This window comes from Bacillus sp. SIMBA_008, assembly GCF_046535495.1.
Classification (GTDB): Bacteria; Bacillota; Bacilli; order Bacillales; family Bacillaceae; genus Bacillus; species Bacillus subtilis.
Genome location: NZ_JAWRWL010000001.1, coordinates 302,033 through 316,751, shown reverse-complemented (window position 1 = coordinate 316,751; position 14,719 = coordinate 302,033). Strand labels below are relative to the sequence as shown.

The window sequence follows — 14,719 nt, the reverse complement described above, 5'->3', positions numbered from 1 at the left end:
CATGTTTGCTCGCTTTTATCATGTGCGTATGGGGGGCATGTTAAGCGTGTCAGTTCTCTCCATTTGGCAGTGATCTGCTTAAAAATAAAAAAAGGAACGATTTACATCGTTCCGAACGATCACTCATTTTCTTCTTCCGGCCGGCCAAACATTTGGTTTACAGAAGGCTGATTCGTCATTGGCATAGAAACTCCTGCCGAATATGGGTTTGGATTTGGGTTAGCTGTGCCATATGGCATATTGGGGCTTCCGTAAGCTCCCATTCCCGAATGGCCAGGCGCAGAGAAATATGGCTGATGATCACCGTCACAGCCGCAGTCGTCATGATCTTTGTACGGCATGTAACCATGAGCCGCAGCAGGCTGGTATGCTCCCATTACTTGGGGAGTGCCGTAATAAGGGCCATACGGCATATGTCCATACGGAGATCCATAAGCCGGAGATGCGTATTGCGGCGCACCGTATGAACCGTAATGTCCGTGATGGCTGTTTTCATGATGCTGGTTTTCATAACCCGGGTCATACTGAGGCGATACAAAGCCTGGCTGGTATCCATGCATCGGATGCATTGGATAAGCTTGTGCCGGATAGTACGGATAGCATAATCCTGATCCTGGAAGAATTGGCGAAACAGGCACCGGACACGGTACGAAATGAGCCGGATAATGATAATAAGGCTGAACAGCCGGCATCGGCATATTCGGAACTGTGTGATGAACGTTTTCCTCTTCTACACCGCCTACCTCTGGCGCCTTTGGCATATTAGGCATATTCGGATAATTTGCATTTTCCATATTACTCATAGCCTCCTGTTGTGGAAATTGGTCTTGCATATGATACATATGATCCATATTTCCGTCAGAATGTTTTTTCGGCTCCTCCGGTTTAGGAGGCGACCAAGGCTGGAAAAGCTGTTTCATATCATAATAATCGTTCACATCAGCTTCAGGGTACACATTTTCCTGCAAATTAGGCATCGGCGGGACATACGGCATGGACTTCTTTTCTTTCGGCTTTGTGTCTTCTACATCGACAACGGATTTAGGCTTCTCTTTCGCATATGGATGTTCTTGCTTCACACTCCCGGCCGCAGGACTTTTGCCCGCTTTTGGCTCTTTTCTGACCGGGACTCCTTCTGACGGCACTTTTATTTTCATTCCAGGCATGATTAAGTCTGGATTGCTAAGCTGTGTATTGAGTTTTTTCACTTCCTCAACATCGACTCCGTACTTTTCAGCTATTTTCCAGAGCGAATCACCTTTTTGAACGATATGGATTTTCAACGTTTTCCCCTCCTATGCAAAACGTGAACAGTTCAGCTGTGATTACAATATGTTTCTTCACAACATATGCCTGAACAAAAGAAGTTATGAGTAAAGGAAGGGAAAATATTTCTGATCTACGTGATCGAAAGCATTCGATTCAGGGCAAGGAGTGCATCTTCCTGAATGGCTTTTGGCACCTTGATGACGCCTGAAGGTTCTCCTTTTTCAATTTGTTCCAGCGACCACAACAAATGCGGCAAATCAATTCGGTTCATTGTCAGGCAAGGGCACATGTCAGGGTTAAGTGATTCGATTTGTTTATCTGGATGCTCGTGAATGATCCGCTGAACAAGATTCATTTCTGTCCCGATTGCCCACTTGCTTCCCACCGGAGCCTGGTTGATTGTGTCGATAATATATTTCGTTGATCCGTTATCATCGCTTAGTGTCACGACTTCGTGTGAACATTCCGGGTGCACAATGATCTGAATGTCGGGGTCTCGCTCTCTCATATCATGGATATTTTTAGTGGTGAATTTCTCGTGAACAGAGCAATGCCCTTTCCACAAAATCACTTTCACATTCGTATGCCCGGATTCAGCTACTAATTCATCTTTCATCGGATGCCACACAGCCATATCTTCAAGCGCAATGCCCAGATCATAAGCCGTATTTCTCCCTAAATGCTGATCAGGCAAAAATAAAATTCTTTTTTTCTGTGTAAACGCCCATTCAAGCACTTTTTTCGCATTCGAAGAAGTCACAGTTGCTCCGCCATGCTTTCCGACGAATGCCTTGATCTCCGCAGTGGAGTTCACATAAGTTAAAGGTATGATCGTATCTCCAAATATATGCTGAAGCTTCTTCCATGCCCTATTGGTCTGCTGCATGTCAGCCATGTCAGCCATAGAACATCCAGCTCTCATATCTGGAAGGACGACCGTTTGCCGCTCACTTGTCAGCATATCGGCGGTTTCTGCCATAAAGTGAACGCCGCAAAATACGATATAATCCGCTTCTTTGTTTTTTTCCGCTACTTGGGCCAATTGCAGGGAGTCGCCTGTTTGGTCAGCAAATTGTATCACTTCATCCTTTTGATAATGATGGCCTGGTATAAAGAGCCTGCTGCCGAACTTTTTTTTAATGGCGGCAACGCGCGTTTCCATATCCTTTCTCGATAGTTCTTTATAACTTTCGGGCATCATATCATTCGATTGTTTGATCACATCAAGAATTGACATAACGGCATTCCTCCACAGATTCATTTGATAACGTAACATCCATGCTGATATCTAAACTTTTGACGGAATGAGTCAGAAATCCTAATGAAATATAATTCACACCCGTCCCTTTAAAAGCAGGCAAAGATTCTAACGTAATCCCGCCGGAGGCTTCAGTTTTTATATGATCCGGTGTGAGCTTTGCAAAATGACGGACCGTATCAGGCGGACAGTTGTCAAACATAATAACATCCGCGCCAGCTGCAATTGCTTCCCGCAGCTGTTCCTCCGTTTCAATTTCCACCTCGATATTTACCATGTGCCCTGCGGCCTGACGGGCTTTTTTGCATGCCTCTAAAATAGAGCCGCATGCTGCGATATGATTATCTTTAATCATGATGCCGTCATACAAACCGAATCGATGATTATACCCGCCGCCGGCTCTGACAGCATATTTCTCCAGCATTCTGAGCCCCGGTGTTGTTTTTCTCGTGTCACAAATTTTAATCTGTTCATCATCCAGACACCGAACAGCCTCTCTTGTCATTGTCGCAATTCCTGACAGCCTCTGAATAAGATTTAATACGACCCGCTCTCCTGATAGGAGCGCAGCTGCGGGACCGTGTAACTCGGCAATCACTTCACCTTTATGCAACATGTCCCCATCTTTTTTGTGCAAAATGATTTGAGCATTTTCGTCCAATAACGAAAAGCCTTCTTTTATGATCGCTGCTCCTGCAAAAATACCCTCTGACTTTGCAACAATCTCCGCTTCACAGCTCTGTTCTCCAAAAATAGACTGCGATGTAAGATCCCCTGTCCCAATATCCTCAAGAAAAAAGTGATTCAGTAATTTTTTCAGCTGTAAATGATTCATTGTTCCAAATCCCCTCGTTTTTTCTGATCTTCGTTCCTTTTTTTGTATGGACAATTTGTCTTCCTTGCCAGCTCACCTCAGCATGAGGAAAATCGGTGCGGAAGTGAGCCCCTCTGCTTTCCTCCCGCAAAAGCGCAGAAAACGTCATCAGCTTTGCAGTTTGCCATAGATGAGAAAGCTCCATCTGCCGAATTGTGATATCCTTCACATTCACTTCCTGAAAAGGCAGCGTATGAAGCCAGATGCTAAGCTCAATCAAACTGCTTTGTTCCCGCAAAATAGACATGTGGCTTGTCATTTTGCTTTGTAGTTCATACACCTCTATATCCGGCACCTCGTAGACGACACTGGTTTCTAACCTTGATTGATATTGCCTGTTATAAACCGGTTTTTGGATAATATGCTCTGCTGCCCTTTTTCCAAATACCAGCGCTTCCAATAAAGAATTGCTTGCAAGCCGGTTTGCTCCATGTAAACCGGAGCATGCTGTCTCGCCAATCGCATAAAGTCCCGGCACTGTCGTTTCTCCCCAGCGATTAACTGAAACACCTCCCATTAAGAAATGCATTCCCGGAGCAACAGGAATTTTTCCGCTTTGAATATCAACCTCTGCTTTTTCACAAATAGCGGTGATGGTAGGGAAACGCGTTTCAAAATCAGAAATCGCACTGAAGTCTATATAAACGCGATTTCCTTTTGCCATTTCTTCGTGAATAACCCGTGAGACAATATCTCTTGGAGCCAGGTCACCTAAAGGATGCCGTTCAGCCATAATCCTGCGGCCGTTTTCGTCTACTAAACATCCGCCTTCCCCTCTGACAGCTTCTGAAACAAGCCCGTAGGATACACCATTTTTCACAAGCAGTGTCGGGTGAAACTGAGTAAACTCCAAATCCGTTAATTCCGCCCCGGCCCGGTAAGCCAGAGAAAGACCGTCACCTGTGACAGTAGGATCATTCGTATGGTGAAGAAACAGGTTTCCACAGCCGCCGGCAGCCAGCACAACTTCGTCTGCGTGCCTTACCTTGAGCCGCCCTTTGCTGTCTTTTGTCATGACGCCGATACATCGTCCGTCCTCTATAAGCAAATCTGCTGCCATTTCATTCTCGATTAATTTGATTTTGCTGTTGATCCGTTTGAGCAAATAATCGATAAGCAGCCTGCCTGTTGCGTCTCCGCCTGCATGAAATATGCGGTTGTATGAGTGGGCCCCTTCTCTTCCAAGACAAACACCGCCTCGTTCATTGCGGTCGAATGGAAATCCACGCTCCAATAGGCTTTGAACCATCATTTTTCCATCATGTAAAATGTCTGCTGCAATAGCTAGATTATTATGGCCGCACCCTGCGTATAACGTATCCTCCAGATGGGCTTCAATCGAGTCATCTTTTGCATAGGCCGCAGCAATCCCGCCTTGTGCATAGACAGAATTGCTGTTTTTGACGCTTTTTTTTGTGATAACAGTCACTTCGTATGAGGGTGGGAAAGCTGCAGCTAAGGAAAGTGCCGCCGCCCCTGAACCGATGACTGCAATCGTCTTTTTAGACATATGCCATCCTCCTGTTGTTTACACCTGTCTTGACACCTATATTTACACAAGGATAAAATAAACTCAAGAGTTTTTTATGGAGAACGGATGGAGGAAGACCGGATGATTTATTTAGATTATGCAGCGACAACGCCTATTTGTGAGGAAGCCCTTACTGTATATCAGAAGCTTAGTATGGATATGTACGGAAATGCCAGCAGCCTGCATGATGCAGGAGGAAAAGCAAAGCACATACTGGAGTACTGCCGTGAAAAAATCGCCAACATCATTGGCGGAGAAGCAAGCGGCATCTATTTTACAAGCGGCGGCACTGAATCCAATTTTCTGGCCATTCAATCATTGCTAAACGGCCTGCCAAAAACGAAAAGACATTTTATTACGACTGCCATGGAACATCAGTCCATTCATAATTGCGCTGCTTTTTTGGAACAGCAGGGATATGATGTAACAGTCATTGAACCGAATGAATACGGGCTTATTACCGAGGAAATATTACTAGCCCATATCCGGCCGGAAACAGGCCTTATATCTATTCAGCATGCAAATTCTGAAACCGGGATCATTCAGCCCATTCAACGCCTGTCTTCATACCTGCACAATAAGGGGATTCTTCTTCATTGCGACGCTGTTCAAACGTTTGGAAAGATCCCGATCAATACAAAAAATCTGGGAGTAGATGCACTCTCAATGTCCAGCCATAAAATCCACGGTCCAAAAGGAGTAGGGGCGGTCTATATCCGTCCGGATGTCCCTTGGAAACCCGTTTATCCTCTGACTACTCACGAATACGGATTCAGAGCCGGCACCGTAAATGTTCCCGGGATCGGTGCCTTCACTGCCGCTGCAGAATTGATCGTAAGCGAAATGGAAAAACAGATATCCCGCAATGAGGCATTAAGAACATACTTTCTAGACCAAATCCGTATTCGGTCTCTCCCTATAACCCTTGCGGCAGAGACTTCGCAAGCAGAATGTCTTCCGCATATTATAGGGTGTTTTTTTCACTCATTTGAAGGACAATATGTTATGTTAGAATGTAATCGGAGTAATATTTGCATTTCAACCGGCAGCGCTTGTTCTGCAGGTTACCACGGTCCGTCTGAAACAATGAAAGCATTAAGAAAAACCGAACAAGAAGCTCTGCAATTTATCCGCATCTCTTTTGGCAGGCATACAACAGCTGAACAGCTGGAACAGTTATTACATACGTTTACAGTGCTTTGGGAACAAAAGAAAGGAGAATTTGATATTGACCGAAGAATTAAAGCTAATGGGCGCCAACAGGCGTGACCAGCTTCTTCTGTGGCTGAAGGAATCTAAATCACCGCTGACAGGAGGAGAACTCGCAAAAAAAGCGAACGTTTCAAGACAGGTTATTGTACAGGATATATCGCTCTTGAAAGCGAAAAATGTACCGATTATCGCCACAAGCCAAGGATATGTATACATGGATGCAGCCGCTCAGCAGCACCAGCAGGCAGAAAGAATCATAGCATGTCTACACGGTCCTGAACGGACAGAAGAGGAACTGCAGCTCATCGTCGACGAAGGCGTTACAGTAAAAGACGTAAAAATCGAGCATCCCGTGTATGGAGATTTAACTGCAGCCATCCAAGTAGGCACCCGGAAGGAAGTTAGCCATTTCATTAAAAAAATCAATTCTACGAATGCTGCCTACTTATCACAGCTGACCGACGGCGTGCACCTGCATACACTGACAGCACCTGATGAACATCGCATCGATCAAGCCTGCCAAGCCCTCGAAGAAGCCGGCATTTTAATTAAAGACTAAAAAAAGCCCTCTAGAGGGCTTTTTTATAATTGGTAAGACTGGTATGCACCCAGGAGCTTCACTTTGCAGCCGAGCGCTTCAAGCTCCTGCATGGCCCCTGGAATCAATACATCATCAAACGCTTTCTCAATATCAATAATAAAGAAATAATGGCCTAATCCGGTTTTAGTCGGACGTGACTCAATTTTTGACAAGTTTAAATTTCTCCAAGAAAATGCAGACAGCACTCTATGCAGCGCCCCGGACTGATCATCCTGCGGCAGCATGACCATTAAGGTCGTTTTGGGCCTAGAGCTCAATTTTGAATTCACTTCAAAAGATATGTTTTCATCAGGAGACAGGATAACAAATCTTGTATGATTGTCCCTATAATCCTGTATATCCCGTTTCACGATTTTTAATTCGTATGTAGAAGCTGCCATATCATTGGCAATGACCCCGATATTCAGCTCGGGATGGTCACTGACAAACTTTGCTGCCGCCCCGGTAGAATTGGCGTATTCATATGGAACGGAAGGAAAATGTCGATGAAGAAATTTATGGCATTGCGCAATCGCGTGTGAATGTGAGTAAATTTTGTCGAGCTCTTTCCATGCATTCTCTCTAGAGGGATGGACGAGCAAGTGCTGATGAATCGGCAACGTCATTTCACCCACGATTGGCAAGGGCTGTTCATGTATTAAATAGTCTATTGTTAGATTAACAGATCCTTCTAATGCATTTTCCAAAGGAACAAAAGCAAAATCAACTTCGCCTGCAACGGCTGCATCTATACACTCCGGAATGGTGCGGTAAGCAACATGTTCGGCGCCGTTTTGAAAACAAGAACTGACTGCTAGATGTGTAAATGTAGCTGCTGGACCTAAATAACCGACTTTCATGACGATTTTCTCTCCCTTATGCACCTGAACCTAATATTTCAACCTTTTCTACAAAATCAAACTTCCTGAGCTTATTCATTAATGTATGAATGTCTTCTTCCATTGCCGACGTACTGATAGACAGTGTCACATTTGCTCTGCCTTGAAGCGGAATGGTCTGGTGAATGGAAAGAACGTTGCTTCCAGAATCAGCTACCGCCTGAAGAAGCTGAGATAACGCACCTGACCTATCCTCCAAATGAAAGAAAAGTGTGATAATTTGTTCTTTTACCATGGTGTAGAATGGAAAAACAGCATCCCTGTATTTATAAAACGCACTTCTGCTTAAATCGACCTTTTGAACGGCATCTGCTACTGAATCTGCTTTTTTTCGATCAAGCAGCTTTTTGACTTCTAATGTTTTTCTCATTGCATCGGGCAATACATCTTCACGGACAAGATAAAATGTCTCCTCTTTCATTTGCATCTCCCCTTTAAAATAGAGAGCCTGACACCAGGCTCTCTTTTCAGCCAACATTCATTAATCAATAAATTCAAATTCAAATTCCAGAAGCCTGATTATATCTCCATCCTTGGCTCCGCGTTCTCTGAGTGCTTCATCAACACCCATTCCGCGCATCTGTCTTGCAAACCGTTTAACCGATTCATCACGTGAGAAATCAGTCATCTTGAATAACCGCTCAAGGCTGTCTCCTGAAAGCACAAATACACCGTCTGGATCGCGTGTAATGTTAAATGGCACTTCTTCATTTTCCATCGTGTACATGACACGGTTTTGTGTAAGCTCTTCCTCGTCATACAGCGGGAATTCCGGTGTGTTCTCAAGCTGATTGGCAACCTCAAACAGAAGCTCACGCAGACCTTCTCTTGTCACCGCACTGACCGGGAATACCGGATAATCATCCGTCAGCTTTTCTTTAAAGGCTTCGAGATTTTCCGCAGCCTCCGGCATGTCCATTTTATTTGCAACGATAATTTGCGGACGCTCGGTGAGACGCAGATTGTACTCGCTCAGCTCCTGGTTAATCGTAAGATAATCCTCATACGGATCGCGGCCTTCTAAGCCTGACATGTCAATGACGTGAACAATAACCCTCGTCCGTTCAATATGGCGCAAAAACTGGTGGCCCAGTCCGACGCCTTGGTGTGCGCCTTCAATCAGCCCCGGCAAATCGGCCATGACAAAGCTGCGTCCGTCATCCGTTTCAACCATGCCGAGATTCGGGACAAGCGTTGTAAAGTGATAGTCCGCAATTTTCGGTTTTGCAGATGAGACAACAGACAGCAAAGTAGATTTTCCCACACTCGGGAACCCGACAAGTCCGACATCTGCAAGCACTTTTAATTCAAGAACAATGTAGCGTTCTTTTCCCGGCTCGCCGTTTTCTGAAAGCTGAGGCGCGGGATTAGCCGGTGTAGCAAAGCGGCTATTCCCTCTTCCTCCTCTTCCGCCTCTTGCAATGACAGCCCGCTGTCCGTGCTCTGTTAAATCAGCGATGACCTGTTTTGTATCATCGTCTGTCACAACGGTGCCCGGTGGAACTTTAATGACCATATCATCAGCATTTCGCCCGTGCTGGTTTTTGGACATGCCATGCTCGCCGCGAATCGCTTTAAAGTGTTTTTTGTATCTAAAATCCATCAGGGTGCGGAGACCTTCATCTACTTCAAAAACGACGTCTCCTCCCTTTCCTCCGTCACCGCCGGCAGGGCCGCCTTTCGGCACATATTTTTCACGGCGAAACGCAACCATACCGTTGCCGCCGTCGCCGCCTTTTACATATACTTTGACCTGATCTACAAACATAATGTCCTCCGTTCTAAACCGTTAAAAACTCCGCTAGTCCAACCCAATTTCAATCAGACATTCGTGACTCGTGATTTCAAAACGCATGATATCAACGTCCTCATATCCATTCTGCCGAATATCATCAAAAGCAGATGGATCGGCAAAGGCGCCGTGAAAATCAAGGTACAGAATCAGCTGTCTGTCAGGATGATCCGTTTGAAGCGAAACCGTTAAATGATTTTCACTCTCTCTGCTGACTGCTTGATCAAACAGATGAAACAGCTTTCTCATCAGTTTCGCCAGCTTTTGATCATAAGCCGACAAATCCTTAATTTCTCCGAGAACTTCATATTCAAGCGTCATATAATGGGTTTTCCAATTAAACGTAAGAAAATCAAACGCCAAATGCGGTGTTTTCAGGTTTGAGAGCTTTGATTCGTGCTTTGCGTCTATAACCATTTCTTCAATCATTTCAAAGACGCGGTCATACTTCTGCAAGCTTAAGTTTCCTTTAATCAGCTGCAGCTTATTCATCCAATCATGCCGGGAATGGCCAAGCAGATGAATCAGTTCGTTTGTTAATGCCGTGTCGCTTATATTTTCTTCTTGATTTTTTGAAACATCCTTCATTTTCGCACTCCCAATCATTTAATTTCTTATTTAGGAGTCTGTATAAGTGTGTATTATGAATTATAACAGAGAAGGCTTTGTTAGAAAAACAATTGTTTTTCCCAGAAATATCATGTTCCTTTTTTCTGGCTTTGGTTGATTTGCAGCCAGGCAGAACATTTTATGTATTACTGCTTGGGGAACATATCCAGTGGGTTTGAGATGTTTATTCTCATTCTTGGCGGGGTCTGCTCGCACATACTCTGCATTTCATTCTAGGTGTTTACTCCGCATATTGCAAAAAAAACTCCAGTCATCATCGACCGGAGTTTTTTGAATCATTATTGAGCTACAGGATATACGCTCACTTTTTTGCGGTCACGGCCGAAACGTTCGAATTTAACAGTTCCGTCGATTTTCGCAAATAGAGTGTCATCTCCGCCGCGGCCCACGTTTTCACCTGGGTAAATTTTTGTTCCGCGTTGACGGTAAAGGATAGAACCGCCTGTTACGAATTGACCGTCAGCACGTTTAGCACCTAAACGTTTAGCCTCAGAGTCACGTCCGTTCTTTGTAGAACCTACTCCTTTTTTAGAAGCGAAAAACTGAAGATCTAATCTAAGCATGTAGCTCACCTCCTATATTATGTTTGTGGTCACACGCAAGTTGTCTTTGTAATCCCGTTCGATTGTCTCCAGCGAAACAATCATGCCTTCAATCAGCAACTGAGCTTTTTGGCGTGCCTCTGGATCAAGAGATTCAGGGAATTCAAAATAAAAATAACCCCCGTCCTCCCCTATATCAAGAAGCGGCTCGAAGCCCGCGAGCACAATGACCGCGTTAACGGCTCCAAACACAACGGCTGTCACTCCGGCACAAACAAGATCTTGTCCATGTTCAGCAAAATTCGCATGGCCCGTCATTTCAAAAGACAATATGCCTTTATCATGAGACCTCCTGATTGTTGCCTGAATCATGCTTACGCGTTGATTTTTTCGATCGTCACTTTAGTGTAAGGCTGACGATGACCTTGTTTTTTATGAACGTTTTTCTTTGGTTTGTATCTGAAAACAGTGATTTTTTTCGCGCGGCCTTGTTTTTCAACTTTAGCCGTTACTGTTGCGCCTTCAACTGTAGGGTTGCCGACTTTCACGTTGTCTCCGCCAACAAACAAAACGTCTTCAAAAGTAACTGTTTCACCTGCTTCAGCAGCAAGTTTTTCGATGTAAACAGTTTGGCCTTCTTCAACTTTGATTTGTTTACCGCCTGTTTTAATGATTGCGTACATTCTCTGCACCTCCTATTAGACTAAGACTCGCCAGATACCAGGGGGCTGTAAAAGCTCTTAACACCTGTACTGAGCGGTTGTAGCAATGGTGCTACATCCATAACATTAAAAAATATACCAAAATACAAGCCGTTTGTCAATCAGTTTTAGTAGGGCAGAAGCAGTTCCTCCATGGAAGAATTCGTCCGCTTATCGGCAAAGTAAGCGTGCAGCACTTCATTCTCGTCAAGCTGGCTGAGCTTTTGGCCTGATTTTTCTATAATAATCGGATGCTTACAGCCACGTTTGAACTCGGCCATCACATGATAGACTTTATCCTCCGCCTTTACTGTCAGCGGCAGAAGTTTCTCAAGCTCCCTGTTTTTTCCGTAATACCTTTCGAGGAGAAATCTCACATGGATATAGTGCCTTTGCCGATATTCCTCAAACAAGGAAACAGCCAGAAAGACAAACAAAACCCATGCGCTGATCTGCAGAGGAATCACGAATAAAACCCAGCACCCGAGCAACAGGCAGAAGCAGAGCGACGTTTTTAGATTAAGCCGGTGAGCCTTTTGAAAAGGCAGCTGTTTGGAAAACAACAAAAATAACAGTTTTCCTCCATCCAGCGGCCAGATCGGCAGTAAATTGACAAATAAGATAGAAAGATTATAAAAGGTGAAGAGTTCAAAGGTATGCTGATGAATCACTGAGACTTCTGCAAGCATCCAGGCGGCAAACTGAAGCCAGATGTGCTGAAGAGGGCCGGCAATAATGACCGCAAACTCTTCCTTTAACGGCCGATTCCCGTGTTCTTCCACTTCGACCGTTCCCCCAAACGGCAGCAAAAAAACACGCTTGATTCTCCAAGAAAAAAATACGGCCAGAGCAGCATGCCCCAGCTCATGAATCAATACAATCAGGAGCAGACATAATAATGCTTTCATATGGCCTGTGAGCAAGCCCAGCGCCGCGATAATCCAAAGAAAAGGATGCACATGGATCTTTAAGATAAGGTCGAGCCATTTATTCAAATGTAATCACCTGAATCGGATCAATAAATTTATCGCCGTCTTTCATGGCAAAATAATAGACCCCTTTATTATGATCATCAAGCTTAATCGAACCGAGCTTTTTGCCTTTATCCACAAAATCATATAAAGCAACATCCACATCTTTGAGCTCGCCATAGATACTATAGGTGTTGTCAGCATGCTGCACCTTAACCGTCAGTCCCGTCTGGCTGTCTTTGCTGACTTCAACCACATAGCCTTCTTTTACACTATCAATCTTATCGCTGCTTGTTTCGACTTTAATTCCTTCCCCATTGTCCTGAAAATCCTGCTGTACTTTCCCGGATGCAGGCGCGATCAGATCTTTGCCTACTTCAATCTGCTGTTCCTTATTTTTGTGTTCAGGAGCCAGGAAAGCAAGCGGATTTCCGAATTTGGTTTCGAACCAATGGCTTGCTGAAGCAAATTGAAATTCAGTTTCAAAGGTTTTGGCTACGGCGGGTTTAATCTGACTGACGGGTCCAATGTTTGTTTTATAGGCTATAGCTGAAACGAGAACAAGGCAGGCCGACAGAAGACATTTCAGGATAATTGAATCTGTTTTCACCAATGGGTGTTTTCCGTTGAATGTTGGCATGTTATCTTCGTAGACCGGAAGTGTTCCATGCTTTTCCTGATCCGTTACCATCACCCAGGACGGGGGTTTCTGCTTTTCAGAAACTGTCTGAGTAGAGAAACGTTTTGAGCCGGAAAGCTGCTTTCTTCTTTTCTCTAATCGTTTTCTGATTTCATCTGCTCTGTGACTCATTGCCATCATCCTTTGCATTCGTTGGGTTTGTACATCATATGTCTTGTCCATGGCAAATATTCGGTTTAGTCAGGAACAAAGCAGGCAAAAACAAAAAAACCTGACACAGCATTTGCTTTGTCAGATTCTTCTCTTTAATTCTATCACATTAAGATCTTACGCCGAAAAATGACTTAATCTTAGCCATCATTCCTTTATTTTGCTCTTCAAGCACCTGTAAAGGAACAGATTCACCTAAGATGCGGCGGGCAATATTGCGATATGCAATAGAAGCGCGATTTTTCGGGTCCATCGCAATCGGTTCACCATGGTTGGAAGCTTTGATGACTTCATCATCATCAGCCACGATTCCTAGCAAATCGATCGACAAATGCTGTACGATTTCGTCGATATCCATCGTGTCACCGTTTTTCATCAGGTGATTTCTGATTCTGTTAACAACGAGCCGCGGCGGTTCAATATTTTCCTCTTGCTCCAGCAGCCCTATAATACGGTCAGCATCACGAACAGCTGAGATTTCAGGCGTAGTGACCACAATCGCTTTATCAGCTCCGGAAACGGCATTTTTGTACCCTTGCTCGATTCCGGCAGGACAGTCTATGATGACATAGTCAAATTCCTGTTTGAGCTCTTGGACCATGTTTTTAATTTGTTCAGGAGCAACAGCTGTCTTATCGCTCGTTTGAGCAGCGGGCATTAAATAGAGCAGATCATCGAAACGTTTGTCTTTTACGAGCGCCTGATGCATTTTGCATCTGCCCTCTACAACGTCTACCAGATCGTAAATAATTCTATTTTCAAGACCCATTACAACATCAAGGTTGCGCAGTCCTATATCAGTATCTACTAAGCATACGCGCTTCCCTAAAATGGCTAAGGCGGTACCGAGGTTCGCAGATGTTGTTGTCTTACCTACTCCGCCTTTTCCCGAAGTTATTACGATAGCCTCACCCAATTCACATTCCTCCCTCAAGCCTTGTTAGATCAGGTCTTAAATGAGCCAAATGTTGAAGGCGTTCAATGACCATATTTCCGTCTGTATCTAAATAAGCACATTCCATTTCGTTCCCTTTTTGAATGTGGTCTGGGGAGCGATTTAACACATGATTGATTCTTAATTGTGTCGGAAGCATTTCAGAGGCGGCGATGACCGCTTGATTATTTCCATTAAACCCGGCATGCGCGATTCCTTTCAGTGAGCCCAGAACAAAAATGTTCCCTCCGGCCCTGACTGTTCCGCCGGGATTCACGTCACCGATCAGGAGCAAGTCGCCTTTTACCTGCAGCACTTGGCCTGAACGGACAATTTTTGAAACAGAAATAATTTCGGCTTCCTCTCTTATCTGCTGTGCTTCTTTTTTAGTAATGACTTCACTGTCAATAGAATGAACAAACAAATCTTTCTTTGACGCAATCAATTCGGTTAGCTGTTCCTCTTGCTCCTTATATAAAAAGCGATTTCCCAGCTTAACATGAACGCTGATTTTCTGGCCTTTTCCATCGGTATATTGTTCAATTGACAGCATATTCTGAAGACCATCGAGAAGCTCATCAAAAGAACACGCATCATCCAGATGCAATGTTAGTCCATTCTTTGTTCCTTTTATTGTTACATATTGCTGCTTTTTGGTCTTCACAATATTCACCTC

The 14,719-nt window shown here is 44.4% G+C and carries 18 protein-coding genes and 1 other annotated feature; of the genes, 3 read left to right on the top strand and 15 right to left on the bottom strand.

From position 1 onward, the window contains the following. Nucleotides 1-119: 119 nt before the first annotated feature. From safA to nadB, 4 genes are all read right to left on the bottom strand, one after another. A complete protein-coding gene (safA, locus tag SB658_RS01575; RefSeq protein WP_144500665.1) occupies nt 120-1,283 on the bottom strand; it encodes a spore coat assembly protein SafA in 1,164 nt (387 codons plus the stop codon). Nucleotides 1,284-1,399: 116 nt separating this feature from the next. Next, nucleotides 1,400-2,506, bottom strand: coding sequence for a quinolinate synthase NadA (gene nadA / locus SB658_RS01570; protein ID WP_144500664.1), 1,107 nt, complete (start codon nt 2,504-2,506; stop codon nt 1,400-1,402). Further along, nucleotides 2,493-3,362, bottom strand: a complete 870-nt coding sequence (nadC, locus tag SB658_RS01565) for a carboxylating nicotinate-nucleotide diphosphorylase (protein ID WP_144500663.1) — start codon at nt 3,360-3,362, stop codon at nt 2,493-2,495. Before nadC ends, nadA begins: the two co-directional genes overlap by 14 nt. After that, complete coding sequence (nadB, locus tag SB658_RS01560) at nt 3,316-4,911, bottom strand: L-aspartate oxidase (protein WP_144500662.1); 1,596 nt, start codon at nt 4,909-4,911, stop codon at nt 3,316-3,318. Before nadB ends, nadC begins: the two co-directional genes overlap by 47 nt. Before the next feature lie 102 nt (nt 4,912-5,013). Here nadB and nifS point away from each other — a divergent pair, with 102 nt between their 5' ends. Next, complete coding sequence (nifS, locus tag SB658_RS01555) at nt 5,014-6,201, top strand: cysteine desulfurase NifS (RefSeq protein WP_070547604.1); 1,188 nt, start codon at nt 5,014-5,016, stop codon at nt 6,199-6,201. Then, on the top strand, nt 6,161-6,703 hold the full coding sequence (locus SB658_RS01550; RefSeq protein WP_004398582.1) for a transcription repressor NadR: 543 nt from the start codon (nt 6,161-6,163) through the stop codon (nt 6,701-6,703). The genes nifS and SB658_RS01550 overlap by 41 nt, the downstream gene beginning before the upstream one ends. Before the next feature lie 23 nt (nt 6,704-6,726). Here SB658_RS01550 and pheA read toward each other — a convergent pair whose 3' ends face one another. The 4 genes from pheA to spo0B are packed head-to-tail and all read right to left on the bottom strand — an operon-like array spanning nt 6,727 to nt 10,003. Then, nucleotides 6,727-7,584 (bottom strand): prephenate dehydratase, encoded by an 858-nt coding sequence (gene pheA, locus SB658_RS01545; protein ID WP_014477545.1) that lies wholly within the window; start codon nt 7,582-7,584, stop codon nt 6,727-6,729. A 16-nt stretch (nt 7,585-7,600) separates the two neighbouring features. After that, nucleotides 7,601-8,044: a transcriptional regulator ThrR gene (gene thrR / locus SB658_RS01540; protein WP_003222630.1), complete on the bottom strand. Its 444-nt coding sequence runs from the start codon at nt 8,042-8,044 to the stop codon at nt 7,601-7,603. A gap of 60 nt (nt 8,045-8,104) precedes the next feature. Then, nucleotides 8,105-9,391: a GTPase ObgE gene (gene obgE / locus SB658_RS01535; protein WP_021480237.1), complete on the bottom strand. Its 1,287-nt coding sequence runs from the start codon at nt 9,389-9,391 to the stop codon at nt 8,105-8,107. A gap of 33 nt (nt 9,392-9,424) precedes the next feature. Next, entirely contained in the window at nt 9,425-10,003 is a 579-nt protein-coding gene (gene spo0B, locus SB658_RS01530; RefSeq protein WP_004399131.1) for a sporulation initiation phosphotransferase Sop0B, read from the bottom strand. A gap of 77 nt (nt 10,004-10,080) precedes the next feature. On the opposite strand from spo0B, the gene SB658_RS01525 reads away from it, so the two are divergent. Next, on the top strand, nt 10,081-10,203 hold the full coding sequence (locus SB658_RS01525; protein WP_003229671.1) for a hypothetical protein: 123 nt from the start codon (nt 10,081-10,083) through the stop codon (nt 10,201-10,203). Nucleotides 10,204-10,323: 120 nt separating this feature from the next. Here SB658_RS01525 and rpmA read toward each other — a convergent pair whose 3' ends face one another. From rpmA to minC, 7 genes are all read right to left on the bottom strand, one after another. After that, nucleotides 10,324-10,608 carry a 50S ribosomal protein L27 gene (gene rpmA / locus SB658_RS01520; protein ID WP_003222623.1) on the bottom strand — a complete coding sequence of 95 codons (285 nt, stop codon included), beginning with the start codon at nt 10,606-10,608 and terminating at the stop codon, nt 10,324-10,326. A 12-nt stretch (nt 10,609-10,620) separates the two neighbouring features. Then, entirely contained in the window at nt 10,621-10,959 is a 339-nt protein-coding gene (locus tag SB658_RS01515) for a ribosomal-processing cysteine protease Prp (protein WP_003229669.1), read from the bottom strand. Between the two features lie 2 nt (nt 10,960-10,961). Continuing rightward, nucleotides 10,962-11,270, bottom strand: coding sequence for a 50S ribosomal protein L21 (rplU, locus tag SB658_RS01510; RefSeq protein WP_003229668.1), 309 nt, complete (start codon nt 11,268-11,270; stop codon nt 10,962-10,964). A 13-nt stretch (nt 11,271-11,283) separates the two neighbouring features. Beyond that, nucleotides 11,284-11,359, bottom strand: a sequence feature (ribosomal protein L21 leader region). 57 nt (nt 11,360-11,416) lie between these two features. Then, nucleotides 11,417-12,283 carry a stage IV sporulation intramembrane metalloprotease SpoIVFB gene (gene spoIVFB, locus SB658_RS01505; protein ID WP_004398649.1) on the bottom strand — a complete coding sequence of 289 codons (867 nt, stop codon included), beginning with the start codon at nt 12,281-12,283 and terminating at the stop codon, nt 11,417-11,419. After that, a complete protein-coding gene (gene spoIVFA / locus SB658_RS01500) occupies nt 12,276-13,070 on the bottom strand; it encodes a stage IV sporulation protein SpoIVFA (protein ID WP_029727118.1) in 795 nt (264 codons plus the stop codon). Before spoIVFA ends, spoIVFB begins: the two co-directional genes overlap by 8 nt. Nucleotides 13,071-13,218: 148 nt before the next feature. Further along, nucleotides 13,219-14,025: a septum site-determining protein MinD gene (gene minD / locus SB658_RS01495; RefSeq protein ID WP_004398624.1), complete on the bottom strand. Its 807-nt coding sequence runs from the start codon at nt 14,023-14,025 to the stop codon at nt 13,219-13,221. Between the two features lies 1 nt (nt 14,026). Continuing rightward, the gene (gene minC / locus SB658_RS01490; RefSeq protein ID WP_004398901.1) at nt 14,027-14,707 is read right to left on the bottom strand and encodes a septum site-determining protein MinC; all 681 of its coding nucleotides are present in this window, start codon (nt 14,705-14,707) and stop codon (nt 14,027-14,029) included. Between the last annotated feature and the right edge of the window lie 12 nt (nt 14,708-14,719).

Excerpts from the sequence above, each read along its gene's own strand:
- nadA (WP_144500664.1), bottom strand. The coding sequence starts at position 2,506 with ATGTCAATTCTTGATGTGATCAAACAATCGAATGATATGATGCCCGAA.
- nadC (WP_144500663.1), bottom strand. The coding sequence starts at position 3,362 with ATGAATCATTTACAGCTGAAAAAATTACTGAATCACTTTTTTCTTGAG.
- nadB (WP_144500662.1), bottom strand. The coding sequence starts at position 4,911 with ATGTCTAAAAAGACGATTGCAGTCATCGGTTCAGGGGCGGCGGCACTT.
- nifS (WP_070547604.1), top strand. The coding sequence starts at position 5,014 with ATGATTTATTTAGATTATGCAGCGACAACGCCTATTTGTGAGGAAGCC.
- pheA (WP_014477545.1), bottom strand. The coding sequence starts at position 7,584 with ATGAAAGTCGGTTATTTAGGTCCAGCAGCTACATTTACACATCTAGCA.
- thrR (WP_003222630.1), bottom strand. The coding sequence starts at position 8,044 with ATGAAAGAGGAGACATTTTATCTTGTCCGTGAAGATGTATTGCCCGAT.
- obgE (WP_021480237.1), bottom strand. The coding sequence starts at position 9,391 with ATGTTTGTAGATCAGGTCAAAGTATATGTAAAAGGCGGCGACGGCGGC.
- spo0B (WP_004399131.1), bottom strand. The coding sequence starts at position 10,003 with ATGAAGGATGTTTCAAAAAATCAAGAAGAAAATATAAGCGACACGGCA.
- rpmA (WP_003222623.1), bottom strand. The coding sequence starts at position 10,608 with ATGCTTAGATTAGATCTTCAGTTTTTCGCTTCTAAAAAAGGAGTAGGT.
- SB658_RS01515 (WP_003229669.1), bottom strand. The coding sequence starts at position 10,959 with ATGATTCAGGCAACAATCAGGAGGTCTCATGATAAAGGCATATTGTCT.
- rplU (WP_003229668.1), bottom strand. The coding sequence starts at position 11,270 with ATGTACGCAATCATTAAAACAGGCGGTAAACAAATCAAAGTTGAAGAA.
- spoIVFA (WP_029727118.1), bottom strand. The coding sequence starts at position 13,070 with ATGAGTCACAGAGCAGATGAAATCAGAAAACGATTAGAGAAAAGAAGA.